This is a genomic window from Mycobacterium sp. AZCC_0083 (genome assembly GCF_014202335.1).
In the GTDB taxonomy this organism is placed as follows: domain Bacteria; phylum Actinomycetota; class Actinomycetes; order Mycobacteriales; family Mycobacteriaceae; genus Mycobacterium.
Genome location: NZ_JACHGP010000021.1, coordinates 80,845 through 95,524 on the forward strand (window position 1 = coordinate 80,845; position 14,680 = coordinate 95,524).

The window sequence follows — 14,680 nt, forward strand, 5'->3', positions numbered from 1 at the left end:
TTGGGCGGTGTCGGTGTCGGGGCAGCGCTACTGCTAACTCCACCTCCACCTCCGCAACCGGCCAAAGCGGCTGCAGCGACCAACAACACGGTCATCAATGGGTATTTCATCGAACTGTATCCCTTCGTTCTAACGGTGTGCCGGTCACGGGATCGACCTGTCCTTGTCCTCGTTCGTGTCGCCCAGCAGGGGTGAGCGGTGGACGTCGACTCGGGAGTCGGACAGTTGGATCACGCCGGTGCCAACTGAATACTGCATACAATCGGCTCGAAATGTGAACGGGATCACACAGTTACCAGGAGATTCACACCTTTTCAGGCAGGCGATTCACAGATGCATCCATGCCTGGGCTGGCGTGCGCGCGCCACTCCCTCGGGCAGCTAGGTCGAGTAGTGCAATACGCGCGCTGATCGGCGGCGCCCGGCGCACCCTGTAGACAGGCCACGAACCATGGCTTGAGGGGAAATCGCTATGAGCGCCGAGCAGCAACAAAAACTCGACTCCTTCTATGCGCTCGACAACGTGGTCACGGTCAAGATCACGATGCCGCAGGGCGAGTGGGATTTGGTGCGCAACGAGGAGCCTCAAGGCGGTCGGTGCAACTTCGAATGGACCGAAGGTGCGAGGTACAAATGGCGCGAAGCGACCTCGGTCGAGATATCCGGAACGAAGTTTCCCGCGACGGCCGCGTTCGCACGCGTTGGCGTCAAGAAGAAGTCATTCTGCGGTTCGATAGACAGCAACAAGCCGTGCCTGCACGTCGACTTCGGCAAGTTCGACGGGGCCAACGTCCCCGGCATCGAAGCGCTGATCGGGTCGCGGTACGTGACGCTCAACAACTCCATTCAGGACGAGTCCTACGTCAAACAGACGCTCGGCTACCGATTGCTGGGGATGGCCGGGCTGCCCCATTCGCGATGCAACTACGCCCGGGTGTTCGTCAACGGAACCCCGATCGGCCAGGGCGGCGTTAGCGTCAACAGCCCCGGCATCTACGTCAATGCCGAGCCGGTGATGAAGCGCTACATCGAGCGAAATTTCAACGGCAACCTGAAGGGCAACCTGTACGAACTCGAACATCACGATGACTTCCTCGACGAGAGGGTGCGATTCATCGGCGTCGAGGACCTCTCCAAGTTCGACGACAAGGCCGATCTGAAGTTCGCGATCGGTCACATCAAGGCGAACGGACTGGCCGGTGCAGACCAGGTGCTCGACATGGAGCAGTACCTCAAGGTCTATGCGATGGAGTTCTTCCTCAAGCATTGGGACGGCTACGCCGACAACACCAACAACACCTACGTCTACAACGACGTGGCGGCCGTCGCGGCCCCTGGCGTGGGCAACGTCAAGTTCAAGCTGATCCCGTGGGGCATCGACCAGACATTGCAGCCCGACCGGCCGTTCAAGCTGGGCCGCGACGGGCTGATCGCCCAGCTGGTGCGCAACGACGACACCCGTCGTCAACGATTGTTCGACCAGATCCGGGCCTATCGGGACACGCTGTTCAGCCGCGAGCACCAGCAGACGGTCCTGAAACCGTTGATCGACCAAATGCAGGCACTGCTCACGGGTTTCGGCGTGCCCGATACCGTGGCGAAGGTCGATTCGGTGCGGCAACAACTACGGCTGGCGGAATCGGCCGGATACATCAGTGCGGGTCTCCCGAGCGCCGCCAAACCGGTCTACATTCTCAAACACGACACCAGTGCCTGTCTGCATGCCAGCAATACCGAGTCGATCCCGCCGGGCATCCCCGCTCCGGCGAACTTCGAGGTCTACCACCAGCCGCTGCGCGACGACAACGACCCGACCGACCTGTGGGCCCTCAACGACCTCGGGGTCGGAAAGTCGTTGACCAACACGGCCTTCAACCGCAATCTGCACGCCAGCGGTACCCAAGTCACGCCGCAGGGGCACAAGTACCTCTACACGTGTGCACCCAGCAACGGCGAACATGCCGAGGAGTTCACGATCGCGCCCGTACCCGTTCCCATCACGGACGTCGCCAACCCGCCGGGCCGCTTCGCGTACACCGGATACTTCAACCTGGTCAGCGCGCGGACGAATGAGATGGCGAAGTTCGGGCTCGACCTCACACCGAGTGGCAGGGCGCGGGTGCACCAGGAGCTGCCCGGGTCCGACCTTTACTTCTACTGAGCCCTCTCGGGATAGTCGACCACTGCGTAGCCGCCGCCGTCGTCGATGACGAGGATCTTCTTCTCGTCGCCGCTCCAAAACGTGGTGACGCCTTCGGGTTTCATCGATCGGTGGAAGGCGATGTCCAACAGCCTGACCTTGTCGTTGCTGCCGTTCCAGGTACTGAGTTGAAACGGCGCGTCGCTCCTGCTGGTCGAGCGCCCGAGCAGAATCAGGTAGTCCCCGGTGTCCTCGTCGTAGGAGAGGTCACGGATTCCTTGTCTCGCAGTCGACTTTGGGACCTGGACCCGGACGATGGATGGTGCGCCGAGCGACGACGTAGTCCACGACGCGGCGGCCACGTCGACGGGAACGCGGATCAGGGCGAGTTCTCCGGGATCTGCCGGCCCGCGGAGGCCGAACAGAAGCGCACCTTCGTGCGGATCCCACGCCAGCCCTTCGATGTTCAGCCCGTCAGCATCCGGTTCGCGTTCGGCGGCCTTCGCCAGCGAAGGTTCGTGATCCAGCAGCCAGGCCCGGAATCCGTCCATCGGTTCCGCGTGCAGCGCGCCGTGAGGGGTGTAACGCGACCGCACCAATCCGTCGGACCGAGTGGTGCCGGCGGCGCAGAGCGACGATGTGAGGACGAGAAGGATCTCGCCTTTCAGGTCGACACGGGCGAGGCCTTCGGGGTCGCGCAGCTGCCCGTCCGCGACGCCGGCCAGTGGACGTCGCGCAATGCGCTCGGCTTCGGCGTCGTCGTCATCGAGGACGAGTTCGAAGAGCGATGACGGATCGCGGTTGTCGATGAAGACGAATCGGTGTGGGCCCACCTGCGCGACGCCTGAGGCGTTGAACGGCGCCCCGCGGTTCTTCTCGTCGAATGGTGTCGGCTTGATCTTCTTGCCCCGGCCGAGCTGACTCGCGGCGTGTCGAACGGCCTCAAACGCATTGGCGAGTCTGGCGGTCCATGGCTCCACGTCGTCCTCCCGATCAAGTATGAGGCGGAGGCCGCGATGGTGACTACTACTAGCTTGGCGTCAACCGGATTGCGGTGAGGTGGTTCGTTTCGACGGCCTCGGTGAACTCTTCGAGGGTGGGGATTCGCGGATCGCGGAACTTCAATCCCATCACCCGCTGCGCGCCCTTCACGCCGTAGGACTCGGCAATGCGCTTGGACAGGTCGGCGACGACCGCAGTGTCTTCGATGAGTTCGCCGCGCATCGTCGTCGTCTTCCCGGCGTGCACGACCTCGGCGGTGGCACCGCCGCGGAAGTTCAGCCGCCATGCCGTGCCGGTAAGGACGTAGAGGTCGCCGTCGAGCTGATGGGCGCTCAAGGTCAGTGCGAACTGCCGCCCGGTCTTGCGTCCCTTGAACTTCAACACCAAGAAGGCCTTGAGCGCGGAACCCGTGACCGGGGTGCGCAGCAGGAATGCCAGGATCGGGTTGACGACACGAAGCATCGCTTCGGGTGGATGAGCGGGGTAGACCGCTGGTGACTGTTCTGTCATGCCCTCAACCGTAGGACTATCCGACGATTTGCGGATCCGGTTCGGTCGCGACGTCATGATCCTTGAGTGCCACCACGCGCGCCGCGGGGGGGGGGTGAGGTGTTCAGAGCGTTTCGGCACCGACTCTTCGGGATCCACGGAGCATGAAAGATGCTGCGACGACGACCGCGCCAACGATTGTCAGCGGGATGGTCCAGGTTCGTCGACTCGAGATCGAAGACTTACATTCGCTCACGTAATCCCGATGCGGCACCATCTGATTGAGAATCGGGATTTCTGCCACCACGTACTTGTCGTTGGCGGCTTGGGCGTTGGACGTGTCCGCCGCCACCGCATTTCCACAGCCGATGCCCGCACCGTCACTGCTCGAGATGGAGACGGGCACCAACAGCCCAATCACTCCAGCCACCAGTAGCACCGCGCCCACCAACAGGACCAACCGTCGTACCGTCACTTTCGAGCTCCTTCGTCATTTGATCCGTCCTGACTGCGGCGTTCGGCACCGGTCTCGCCGGCATCGGGCACCTCCTGGTCGAATATCCACTGGTACCCGGGTCACCACACTTCAAACAGTTGGAGATTCGAATGGCCAGAGAGGACCGAAGCCGAAGCCCGGTCGGTGACCGCGAAGGCGACGAGCAGCGGCGATTCAATTCGCGGCGAACCGGGAACCCTCGAGTGGCGGCGCACGTTCTGCGCCCATCGACGAGAGGAACCCATGGTCGACGAGGCACACGGTCTGTTGCGGGAACTTCTGACCACCTACGGCCCGTGCGGCCAGGAGGACGCCGTTCGCGACGTGTGCCGACGCGAGCTCGAGCCGTTGGTCGACGAGACGTCCGTGGATCCAGCAGGCAACCTCGTGGGTGTCCTTCGCGGCGGTGACGCGCCGGCAGTCCCGCTGATGGCGCACATGGACGAACTGTCGATGATCGTCAAGCGCGTCGAGCCCGACGGGACGCTGCACGTGGCACAGCTGGGCACGATGTATCCGGGCAACTTCGGGCTCGGCCCCGTCTCGATCCTGGGAGACGACGAAATCTTATGCGGTGTAATCACTCTCGGGTCCGAACATACGACCAACGACAGTCAACGGATCTGGGAGACCAAGCCGGATCAGGGTGACAAGGCGATGGACTGGCACCACGTCTACGTCTTTACCGGCCGTTCGTCGGAGGAGCTGGCTGCGGCAGGCGTTCATCCCGGCACCCGGGTATGCATCCACCACAGCAAGCGCACGCTGATCGAGTTCGGCGACTATCTCGGCTGTTACTTCATGGACGACCGCGCGGCAGTCACCGCGCTTCTGCAAGCAGCCCAGCGGCTCTCCAGTCGAGTCAGTCCGCTCGCCGGCGACGTCTACTTCGTGTTCACCGCCAATGAAGAGGTCGGCGGCGTCGGTGGCTCCTACGCAAGCCGTTGCCTGCCTGGCGATCTCACGATCGCACTGGAGGTCGGGCCGACGGAGGCCGAGTACCAGACCACATGCGCCGGTGGGCCGATCATCGCGTACAGCGATGCCGAGTGCGTGTACGACAAGACCGTCGCCGACTCATTGATGGCCGTCGCCGCCGAGCGTGAAATGTCGCCCCAAGCGGCGGTGCTCGGCGCCTTCGAATCAGACGCCTCCCACTCGAAGGCCAGCGCGCTCGCGCCGCGGGCCGGGCTGTTGTGCCTGCCGACGCTGAGCACCCACGGGTACGAAGTGATCAGACGCGACGCCATTGGTGAGATGGCGCAGGTTCTGGTCGGCTTCCTCGAACGGTGGGCGTGAGCCAGCCTGCCCGAATTGGGTGCGACGTGGGCCGCGTGCAAGCTGTGGGTCGGCTGCGAGGTCAGCCGGTCGCCCGGGTGTCGAACCCGTAAAGGCGTATCCGACCCGTAGAACGGTTATACGAGGGCGACTGTCCATAGACATCAAGCGAGGACGCACATGACGGCAACGATGACCGGTCCGCCCCAACCGCAGCACAGTGACGCCGAGGTCGCGGCCCCGAGGCGCAACCTGATCTTCACGGCCGTGCTGCTGGGGATGCTGCTGGCCGCCCTTGACCAGACCATCGTGGCGACGGCGCTGCCCACCGTGGTGGCCGACCTGGGTGGCGCCGGCCACCAGGCGTGGGTGGTAACCAGCTATCTGCTGGCCTCGACCGTCGTGACGGCGATCGTCGGCAAGCTCGGCGACCTGATCGGCCGCAAGACCGTCTTCATCGCTGCCGTGCTGTTCTTCATGGCCGGTTCAGTGGTGTGCGGGCTGGCCGGCTCGTTCGAAGTTCTGGTGGCGGCGCGCGCCCTGCAGGGCATCGGCGGCGGGGCCATCATGGTCACCGCGACCGCGGTGATCGGCGAGGTCATCCCGCTGCGCGAACGCGGCAAGTACCAGGGCGCCCTTGGGGCCGTGTTCGGCGTCACGACGGTCATCGGTCCGCTGCTCGGCGGGTTCCTCACCGACCACCTGAGTTGGCGTTGGGCGTTTTGGATCAACGTGCCGGTGGCGGTCGTCGTGCTCGTCGTCGCCGTCATCGCGATCCCCAACCTCGGCAAGATGGCGCGCCCGGTCATCGACTACGCCGGGATCGTCCTGGTCGGTCTTGGCGCCACGGGGCTCACCCTGGCCACCAGTTGGGGCGGCACCACCTACGCGTGGGGTTCGCCAATGATCATCGGGCTCTTCGTCGGATCCCTGGTCGCCATCGGCGCTTTCATCGCCGTCGAACTGCGGGCTGCCGAACCGATTCTGCCGATGCGACTGTTCCGCGAGCCGGTCTTCGCCGTCTGCTGCGGGCTGTCGTTCGTCGTCGGCTTCGCGATGCTCGGCGCCTTGACCTTCCTGCCGACGTTCATGCAATTCGTCGACGGCGTGTCGGCCACCACGTCGGGCATGCACACCCTGCCGATGGTGGTCGGGATGCTGACGATGTCGCTGAGCAGCGGTGTGATCGTCGGCCGCACCGGGAAGTACAAGCTGTTCCCGGTGGTCGGAACAGCCGTGATGGCAATCGGTTTCGTGCTGCTGTCCCGGATGGGTCCGGACACGTCGACGTTGGTGCAGTCGCTGTACCTGGTGGTGCTGGGCGCGGGGATCGGCATGAGCATGCAGGTGTTGGTGCTGATCGTGCAGAACACCGTCGACTTCGCCGATCTTGGCGTGGCGACGGGCGGTGTCACGTTCTTCCGCACCATCGGTAGCTCCTTCGGCGCGGCAGTGTTCGGCTCGCTGTTCAACAACTTCTTGCACAGCCGAGTGGCGGACGCCATCGCCAAGAGCGGCGCACCACCGGAGGCGGCGCAGTCTCCCGATGCGCTGCACCGGTTGGCCCCGGAGGTAGCCGCACCGATCGCGGCCGCCTACGCCGATGCCCTGGACCTGGTGTTCCTGTGTGCAGCGCCGGTGGCAGTGGTCGGCTTCGTGTTGGCCTTGACGCTCAAACAGGTTCCGTTGCGCAACAACGACGTCAGCACTGCGGCGAATCTGGGCGAGGGGTTCGCGATGCCGACGACCGACTCACCGGACCAGCTGCTGGAGAACGCCGTCGGCCGGCTGATTCGCCAAGGCTCCGGGACGCAGCTGCGCGCGATCGCGGAACGTCCGGGAAGCAAGCTCGACATCGGCCGGCTGTGGGCGTTGTTGCAGGTCTTCCGGTTCGGGCAAGCCGCAGGGCAGGCCAGGCTCGGCGACATCGCCGAGCACGTCAGGGTGCCACGGGAGATCCTCGAGCCTGCATTCGACCGCCTCGCCGCCACCGGCTACGCCGAGCGAAGCGGAGAGGTATTCTGGCTGACCCCGGCTGGGGCGCACCAGGTGGAAGTCGTGCGCGCGGACACGATGGCGTGGCTCACCAGAGGGCTCGTCCAATCCGCAGGCCTTCAGGTCCGACCGGATCACGGCCAGGTCAGAGAGGCGCTGGATCGCATCTCGCAAAACGTTCTGGTGCAACGGGATTGGACGGAGGATGAGACTCAGGCGATGCGGATGCGTCCGCCTCGCAGGGCGCCCCAGCCGCTGAGGAGCGCGCCCCAGCCGCCGCGGCCATCGCCCCCGCCCATGCGTCCGCGCCCGGCTGCCCCGGACCCCCGAGGGCGTACCCGTGGACCCGGACCGTCCGAACCGCCCACCACCCGCTTCCGGCCACCCGGTCCGCCGCGCGGAAACCCAAGACCTCCGCACCGGTAGGACGCGCGGCGTTAGGCCAGGATCGACGCGAGTTCGCTGCGAGGTATCGAGAACTGCTGTGGCCCAGCGGCTGAGAAGGCCCAGTCGCCCTGGCCGATGAAGAAGATGACCGCGTCGTCGGTGAGCGCGAAGTTCTGGTAGTTCCTGGCGCCGCCAATGTTGTCGTCGATGGGGGTGCCTTGCAACCGCTTCTCGAACTCGGCCTTGACGATCGGATCGAGCACCGCGACGGGGTCGGTGCCCGGCTTGAACAGCGTGTCGTAGGTAATCGGTGCCTTCTTGCCGAGGTCGTAGTTCAGCGCGTTGTAGAAGGTCACCGGATGCGCGCCTCCGTAGTCGGCATGCTCCTCGAGCACCAGGCTTTCCGTGCCGTCGTCGGCCGCTGAACGGTAGGTCGTCGGCGTGATGTCGAGTTCCTTGGCATATGGCGGCTGGGGCGGCTTGCTGACCGCCTCCACGAACTGGTCGCGCTCCCGGGTGAGCAGGTCTGACAGGGTCCCTTGGTCGGGGTAGTCGGCAGGGAACTTCATGTCGATCGTGTAACCGGGGGTCTGGGTGTGCACCGCGCACACCTGGTCGGCGCCAACCGTTCCTCCGAGGTCGGAGCAGGCCGACGACGCGGAAGTCATGATGGTCGGGGTCGACGTCGGTGACGTCGTAGTGGCCGCCGACGTCGTCGGTGGTGTCGTTACCGTCTCCGAAGCCGGGCCCGGCTTGCTCGGGCTCGAGTTGCCGCAGGCGGCCGTGCCGATGACGACGGTGGCACCGACGAGTGCGATCAGGACGTTGCGTGTCCTCATGGGGAGCTCCATCAGCCGAGGTGAACAGTCTCGCGCGACACGAAGAAGTAGTGCCCCGTGTTGGTGTCGATGCACGTGATGCCGACGGTTTCACTGTCGCAGCTCAGCGAGCCGAGGGTTTGAATCTGGCCGTATTCGAGCGTGTGGGTGGGGACGGGCATCTCCTGGCCGTAGCAGCCGAACACTGCGGGGGAGCCTTCCTCCAACCCGACGCGGTCACCCCAGTTCATTTGGCAGCCATCGGGTTCGGTGGCGACCCACTGGTGGTCGGCGACCTCGCAGCGGACGGTGTGGCCGCCGGCGCCGTAGGTGAACGTCGCGCACTGGATGTTGCCGGAGGGCGACTGGAATGGGGCGTCGTCGGTGAAGTGCTGCCCGGCGGGGATCGTCGCGGGTGTCGGTGCCACGGTCACGGTGACGGGCGGTGGTGCGGTCACGGTCACGGTCGTGCTCGGCGTTGCAGGGGACGCGGGGGGTGGCGCCACCGTCGACATCGAGATCACGGGGGTGAGCCTCGGGGTTGGCGGCATGCTCGCGCCGGTCGACGGTGCGCACGCGGCGAGCGCCATCGCGGCAAGCGCGAAGACGTACACACGAGGTCGCCGTGCGATCGACCGCGGAGCGTCATGGCCGATTACGGCCCTGTGGTCGTGCGAGTTCTCGGTCATGTCGTTCCCCTTTCGATGGACGTAGTGATGTCCGATGACCGAAAGGATGCGGTGTCGTTCTTGGCGGAATCTTGGTGAAGCTCTCGCGCCGAAGGTCTGGCCTCACGGCAGATCGGTCGAGAGACGGGTAGTGCGGTACTCGATGCCCACGCCGATCGGTCGGGTAGCAACGAGGGATGAGCGCAGCCGGTCCGGTCCTATGCTCAGATTTCGGCGTCATGAACGCGCAAACGACGGTGCGCGCCTGCCGTTGCGAGGTACCTTGCATTTGCGAACGGCGTAGCCGCATCGAGGGGGCGCGGCGTCGCATAGGGGATGACATCATGGCAATCCGCGCACCGCACGTGGGCCATCCGGGAGCGACGATCTGGCGGCCCTGCCTGCCACGAAAGATGCGACACCGCATTCACATTGAGCGCATCTCGTCGATGCGGCCACTGGGCCGGCCCGACGTGACGACACCGGGCAGGCCGTCGTGACCGACGAACCGGACCTCGGCGACGTCGCGCCGCCACCGCCACCGGAGGTCTCCTGGCAGGCCAGAGTGCTGTGCGCGGTGCAGGCACTGGAGGCCATCGATCAGCCCGCGACGCCGACACGGCTCAAGGAAATGGTCGGCGCGAAGTTCGCGTCCGCGTTCCTGCCGGGGGATCGGTTGTACGAGGGTGCGCGGCCGTCGTGGGAAGCGCGGGTCGTTGAGGCCACGGCCGCACTCGTCACCCGAAAGCTGCTGCGTCGACGCAAGGGCCGGGCCGGCACCGAGTCAGCCGGTCAGGACGTGGTGGCGACCACAGCCGCCGGTCGCAAGGAAGCCGAGGCCGCCTGCGCGCTCGGTGAGCGGGTCGCCGAAGACACGACGCCAACCACCGAACGAGTGTCGTCCGCGGGCCCCGTGATGGCCGGTGTCGTCACGCCGCCGCTTCAAGACAGATTGCCGCCGACCCGGGTGCACACCTCGAGCTCGGACTTCGTTGGGCCCTCGCACTCCATCCGGCTCCGGCCAGGGGTGCGCACCGTCGGCAGCACCGTCGCCGCGGCGCTCGATCAAGCCAACACCGACGAACCCGAGCCGGTGATGATCGAGCTGAACTTGCAGTACGGCGTGGGTTCGCAGCCGGCGCAAGCAACCGGCGTCGCCGGTGCGATCATCCGAGTGCACGAGTTGTGGAAACTGGTCGGGGCCCACGGTGAACCGGTGGTCGTGGCCGAGCAGTACATGTCGGGTGACCTGACCAAGCGGCAAGTGCAGAACATCGCCACGGCGGACTCGGCCGCCGGTGGTTGGCCCAAGCGCGCCATCTTCCGCATCTGGCCGGACTTCGAAGTGCGTCGCCAGATCGATGCGTCCTGTACGACGGTCAAGGCCGTACCCGCGCAGCGGTCGTTCGCCGCCTTCGGCGACGGCATCGTATGGGCGGTCATCGACTCCGGCATCGACAAGAATCATCCACACTTTCTGGGCGACCACACGCTCGACGACCCGTCGGTGGCCGATCTACATCGCGACTTCGTCTCCGGCAGTGACGATCCGGCTCAGGCGTTGATCGACGACGACGGGCATGGAACGCACGTGGCCGGGATCATCGCCGGTGGCCTGCAACGGTGGAATCGGGACGACCCCACACGCCACGCACTGGCCGTAGAGAAGCGCAAGAACAACGGAGCCGTCGGCGGCGCTGATCCCATCCTTGCGCCGCGCGCAGTGGACATCGAGCTCCTGAACGGCGTCGCACCCCTGGCAAAACTGGTCAGCCTGAAGGTGCTCAGCGAATTCGGTGATCTCACTGCGCGGACCGCCCGCGTGATGGCCGCCTTGGCCTACGTCCGCCACAAGAATGCCGACGGCGGGAAATTGGCCCGCATCCACGGCGTCAACCTCAGCCTCGGGTACGGCTTCCTCGCCGACTGGTTCGGGTGCGGACAGAGCCCACTGTGCTTGGAGGTGAACCGACTGGTGCTCTCCGGTGTCGTCGTCGTGGTCGCGGCAGGCAACTCCGGCTACGTCACGCTCAACGAGAGCCAATCGGACGTGACCCAGTTCAGCGCCGCCATCACGATCAACGATCCCGGCAACGCCGAACGGGCCATCACCGTGGGCTCCACACACCGCGATTCGCCTCACACCAACGGGATCTCCTACTTCTCGTCCCGCGGACCGACCGGAGACGGCCGCCCCAAGCCGGACCTGGTGGCGCCAGGGGAACGCATCACCTCGGCCGCGGGCGGACAGAACCTGAAGAACATCCAAAGAGCCCAGTTCCCCGACTACGACGGCGCCGCGGTGTACATCGAGGACAGCGGCACTAGCATGTCCGCCCCGCACGTGTCGGGTGCCGTCGCAGCGTTCCTGTCGGTGCAGCGCGAATACCTAGGCAAGCCGGACGAGATCAAGCAGATCTTCACGTCGTCGGCCACGTCGCTGAACCGCGACCCGAGCTTCCAGGGCGCAGGAATGGTCGACCTGATGCGCGCACTCCAGACGCCATGACCACCGAGAAGAGGACGACATGAACACACCTACCGTTCCAGGACCTTGGGCCCTTTCGTTCGACGAGCAGGGCGACGTCGACCCGGCCGGCGAGAAGCAACTCTTCGATCACCTCGCGGCCAGCAAGGTCACCGATCTGGTGATGTTCTCTCACGGGTGGAACAACGACGAAGCGGCCGCAACCGCGCTGTACGCGAAGTGGTTCGACCTGCTGAACGCCCAACTCGGCGCCGACCGGAAGGTCGGATTCGTCGGCATCCGGTGGCCCTCGCAGCTCTGGCGCGACGTCCCCATCCCCGACTTCGACCCCACGCCGGGTGGAGTCGCGCCCGGGGCGGCCGCACTGAACCAGAGCCCCACTGCGGTCGCGGACGGGCCGGCCCTGAGCCCGGAACAACTGCAAGACCTCCAAACCCTGTTCCCTCAGGGGGCCGCCGAACTCGACGAGATCGCCTCGTTGCTCGCCGCCGAACCGAACCAGGACCGCGCCGACAAGATGTTCGCCGCCATGCAGAGGTTCAACGACGCAGTGACCGTCGAGTCCACCGACGGTGAGGCTCCCGAGTCCAAACGGCCGGGAATGCTTCAAGAGGGCAAGACCGCCAACGAGGTCTTCGGCGCCTACGCCAATGCGCTGATCGCCTCGGGGGTCGACATCACCAACGGCGGAGGCGGCGGCGCGGGCCTATTCGACCAAATCGGCAAGCTCTTCCACGGCGCCAAGGAGGCGCTGCGCGGGGTGTCCTATTGGCAGATGAAGAATCGCGCAGGCGTGGTCGGGCAGCGCGGGGTCGGCCCGCTGATCGGACGGATCGCCAGCGCGACCGAGTTCCCGACGCCGCGAATCCATCTGGTGGGACACAGCTTCGGCGCCCGCGTCGTCTCCTTCGCGTTGGCCGGCTTGCCTTTGGGTGACCCGCCGCCGGTCAAATCGGTCACCCTGCTCGAAGGTGCCTTCTCCCGGTTCGCGTTCACCGACGAACTCCCGTTTGATTCCGTGCCCCCGAATGGCGCATTGGCGGGCCAGCTCAGTCGCGTCGACGGACCGTTGACGGTGTGCTTCTCGAGTCACGACATGGCGCTGAGCTTGAGTTACCCGCTCGCGTCGGCCGCGTCGGGTGATGACAGTGCGGGAGCTGACGACCCGCTCTTTCGCTTTCGCGCGATCGGGTCCCTCGGCGCATTCAACAGTCCCACGCAGTTCATCGATCGGGTCGGTACGAGCTATCCCTTCGGCACGGGAGCGATCCTGAACATCGATTCCTCTGCTGTGGTGAAGCAGGGCGACCCGCCCTCCGGGGCGCACAGCGACATCTTTCACGAGGAGCTGGCGTGGATCGTCGCGTCCGCGGCGCAACTGACGGCATGACGGTGTCCGAACCGTCGTAATGCACGGATGGGCGTCAATGCAGGGTGGGCCGGTAGATGAGCTCTTGGATGTGACCGTCCAGCGTCCGGTGCTCGATCAGTTCGAGGTCGAAATCCTGCGCACCCTGGAAGATCGGACTCAGCCCCGTCTGACCTGTGATGACCGGGAAGAGCGTTACTTGAACGCGGTCCACCAGGCCGGCAGCCATCAGCGCCCGGTTCATCGAGAGGCTGCCGTGCGAGCGCAACGGCACGTCGGACTCCTCCTTGAGCCGGGCGACGACGTCGACGGCGTCACCGCTCACGAGGGTCGCGTCCGGCCAGTCGAGGGGTCCTTCCAGCGTCGTCGACACGACCGTTGCCGGCGATCTCCACATCTTGGTCACCCATGGGTCGCGCACGTCAGAGGCCTCGGTGCTATCGGCCAGCATTTGCGCAAACTCTCGATAAGTGTTGGCACCGAACACCATTCGCTGCTCCGTGTCGTAGAGGGCTAGGCGCCTGTCGAGCAGCTCGGGGCCTTGCTTGCCCCAGTAACCGGTCCAGGGTGCGCTTGCGGCACCGTAGCCGTCGAGGCTGGAGAAGACGTCGAAGGTGTAGGTGGCGGTCATCTCGTTCCCCTCTTGGGTGGTCGACGGTGTTGTACGTACTGACTGGTGTCCACCGCGAAACTCATCGCGGTCGGACGGCCCTGACAGTGCGCTCCGCCGGCCTCGGCGGCGTGCGTGCCGGACTTCTACGCACACCCGACGCCGGACAATCAACGTGACGTCTTCTGGTCGGCGCGAACGTCGAGGTAGAAATGCAGGTCAGCCGTCGCCGGCCCCGTGGGGCGGCGCCACAGGTGCATCAGCGCCATCGAAACTGCTGATTAGCCGGTCGTAGGTGGCAGACAGATGGATCCGGATTGCCCTTTCGCAGGCTTCGACATTTCGACCCTTGATGACCTGCAGCAGCTCGTCGTGCTCGGCGATGACAGCGTCCCGGTAGTACTCGTTGGATGCATGCCTTTTCGTCAGCAACGAAAGCAGCACTTGTGATCTGATCGAGCTCCATGAGTTCCACAAGCGCTCATGGTGCGCGCTTCGATAGAGCGCGTCGTGAAACTCGATGTCGAGTTTGATCAGGACAAAATCGTTCTCATCGACCAAGGCTTTGGACATGGCCTTGACCGCAGCGGCGAGACTGTCCAGATCAGCTTGGGTGGCGGCAACAGCGGCCTCCCTTATCGCGAACACTTCCAACACGGTCCGCAGGCTCCCAAGCTCTCGGAAGTCCGTCGCCGAAAGTTTCACGACGAAGGCGCCGCGATGCCAATCCATCGTGACGATGCCCTCTTGCTTGAGCTGGACGAGGGCCTCCCGGACAGGTCCGCGGCTCACCTGTAGGCGGTCCGCTATGTCAACCTCGTTCAGGCGTTCACCGAGTCGGAGCGAATCGTCGAAGATCGCCTGGCGGATGTTCTCCGCGACTTCGTCGGTCAGACCCCTTCGCCGGGCCGGTTGCATGTCCACCCCCCTCTTTACCCACG

General features: G+C 65.2%; 12 protein-coding genes. 5 read left to right on the plus strand and 7 right to left on the minus strand.

The window, feature by feature from the left end; translation table 11 throughout:
• Positions 1-471 precede the first annotated feature (471 nt).
• On the plus strand, positions 472-2,160 hold the full coding sequence (locus HNP02_RS36550; protein WP_184445541.1) for a CotH kinase family protein: 1,689 nt from the start codon (positions 472-474) through the stop codon (positions 2,158-2,160).
• Here the strand turns inward: HNP02_RS36550 and HNP02_RS36555 are convergent.
• The 3 genes from HNP02_RS36555 to HNP02_RS36565 form a co-directional block, all read right to left on the minus strand.
• Positions 2,154-3,119: a hypothetical protein gene (locus tag HNP02_RS36555; protein ID WP_221318421.1), complete on the minus strand. Its 966-nt coding sequence runs from the start codon at positions 3,117-3,119 to the stop codon at positions 2,154-2,156. The genes HNP02_RS36550 and HNP02_RS36555 overlap by 7 nt on opposite strands.
• A 49-nt stretch (positions 3,120-3,168) precedes the next feature.
• Entirely contained in the window at positions 3,169-3,651 is a 483-nt protein-coding gene (locus HNP02_RS36560) for a hypothetical protein (RefSeq protein WP_184445542.1), read from the minus strand.
• 103 nt (positions 3,652-3,754) lie between these two features.
• Positions 3,755-4,105, minus strand: a complete 351-nt coding sequence (locus tag HNP02_RS36565; protein ID WP_184445543.1) for an aminopeptidase — start codon at positions 4,103-4,105, stop codon at positions 3,755-3,757.
• 264 nt (positions 4,106-4,369) lie between these two features.
• On the opposite strand from HNP02_RS36565, the gene HNP02_RS36570 reads away from it, so the two are divergent.
• The gene (locus tag HNP02_RS36570; protein ID WP_184445544.1) at positions 4,370-5,425 is read left to right on the plus strand and encodes a M42 family metallopeptidase; all 1,056 of its coding nucleotides are present in this window, start codon (positions 4,370-4,372) and stop codon (positions 5,423-5,425) included.
• Between the two features lie 159 nt (positions 5,426-5,584).
• The gene (locus HNP02_RS36575; RefSeq protein ID WP_184445545.1) at positions 5,585-7,825 is read left to right on the plus strand and encodes an MDR family MFS transporter; all 2,241 of its coding nucleotides are present in this window, start codon (positions 5,585-5,587) and stop codon (positions 7,823-7,825) included.
• A gap of 11 nt (positions 7,826-7,836) precedes the next feature.
• Here the strand turns inward: HNP02_RS36575 and HNP02_RS36580 are convergent, their stop codons facing one another.
• Positions 7,837-8,625, minus strand: a complete 789-nt coding sequence (locus tag HNP02_RS36580) for an esterase (protein ID WP_184445546.1) — start codon at positions 8,623-8,625, stop codon at positions 7,837-7,839.
• Positions 8,626-8,636: 11 nt separating this feature from the next.
• A complete protein-coding gene (locus HNP02_RS36585; RefSeq protein WP_184445547.1) occupies positions 8,637-9,293 on the minus strand; it encodes a DUF6636 domain-containing protein in 657 nt (218 codons plus the stop codon).
• Positions 9,294-9,768: 475 nt separating this feature from the next.
• Between HNP02_RS36585 and HNP02_RS36590 the strand changes: the two genes are divergently transcribed.
• Both HNP02_RS36590 and HNP02_RS36595 read left to right on the plus strand, forming a co-directional pair.
• A complete protein-coding gene (locus HNP02_RS36590; RefSeq protein WP_309241823.1) occupies positions 9,769-11,781 on the plus strand; it encodes a S8 family serine peptidase in 2,013 nt (670 codons plus the stop codon).
• Between the two features lie 19 nt (positions 11,782-11,800).
• Complete coding sequence (locus tag HNP02_RS36595; protein WP_184445548.1) at positions 11,801-13,150, plus strand: serine-threonine protein kinase; 1,350 nt, start codon at positions 11,801-11,803, stop codon at positions 13,148-13,150.
• A gap of 34 nt (positions 13,151-13,184) precedes the next feature.
• On the opposite strand, the gene HNP02_RS36600 is transcribed toward HNP02_RS36595, so the two are convergent.
• Both HNP02_RS36600 and HNP02_RS36605 read right to left on the minus strand, forming a co-directional pair.
• On the minus strand, positions 13,185-13,760 hold the full coding sequence (locus tag HNP02_RS36600) for a dihydrofolate reductase family protein (protein ID WP_184445549.1): 576 nt from the start codon (positions 13,758-13,760) through the stop codon (positions 13,185-13,187).
• A 198-nt stretch (positions 13,761-13,958) separates the two neighbouring features.
• Positions 13,959-14,657 carry a GntR family transcriptional regulator gene (locus HNP02_RS36605; protein WP_255507403.1) on the minus strand — a complete coding sequence of 233 codons (699 nt, stop codon included), beginning with the start codon at positions 14,655-14,657 and terminating at the stop codon, positions 13,959-13,961.
• Between the last annotated feature and the right edge of the window lie 23 nt (positions 14,658-14,680).

Bases quoted from the DNA above. Each gene is read 5' to 3' on its own strand.
- HNP02_RS36550 (WP_184445541.1), top strand. From the start codon at position 472: ATGAGCGCCGAGCAGCAACAAAAACTCGACTCCTTCTATGCGCTCGAC.
- HNP02_RS36560 (WP_184445542.1), bottom strand. From the start codon at position 3,651: ATGACAGAACAGTCACCAGCGGTCTACCCCGCTCATCCACCCGAAGCG.
- HNP02_RS36570 (WP_184445544.1), top strand. From the start codon at position 4,370: ATGGTCGACGAGGCACACGGTCTGTTGCGGGAACTTCTGACCACCTAC.
- HNP02_RS36575 (WP_184445545.1), top strand. From the start codon at position 5,585: ATGACGGCAACGATGACCGGTCCGCCCCAACCGCAGCACAGTGACGCC.
- HNP02_RS36580 (WP_184445546.1), bottom strand. From the start codon at position 8,625: ATGAGGACACGCAACGTCCTGATCGCACTCGTCGGTGCCACCGTCGTC.
- HNP02_RS36585 (WP_184445547.1), bottom strand. From the start codon at position 9,293: ATGACCGAGAACTCGCACGACCACAGGGCCGTAATCGGCCATGACGCT.
- HNP02_RS36595 (WP_184445548.1), top strand. From the start codon at position 11,801: ATGAACACACCTACCGTTCCAGGACCTTGGGCCCTTTCGTTCGACGAG.
- HNP02_RS36600 (WP_184445549.1), bottom strand. From the start codon at position 13,760: ATGACCGCCACCTACACCTTCGACGTCTTCTCCAGCCTCGACGGCTAC.
- HNP02_RS36605 (WP_255507403.1), bottom strand. From the start codon at position 14,657: ATGCAACCGGCCCGGCGAAGGGGTCTGACCGACGAAGTCGCGGAGAAC.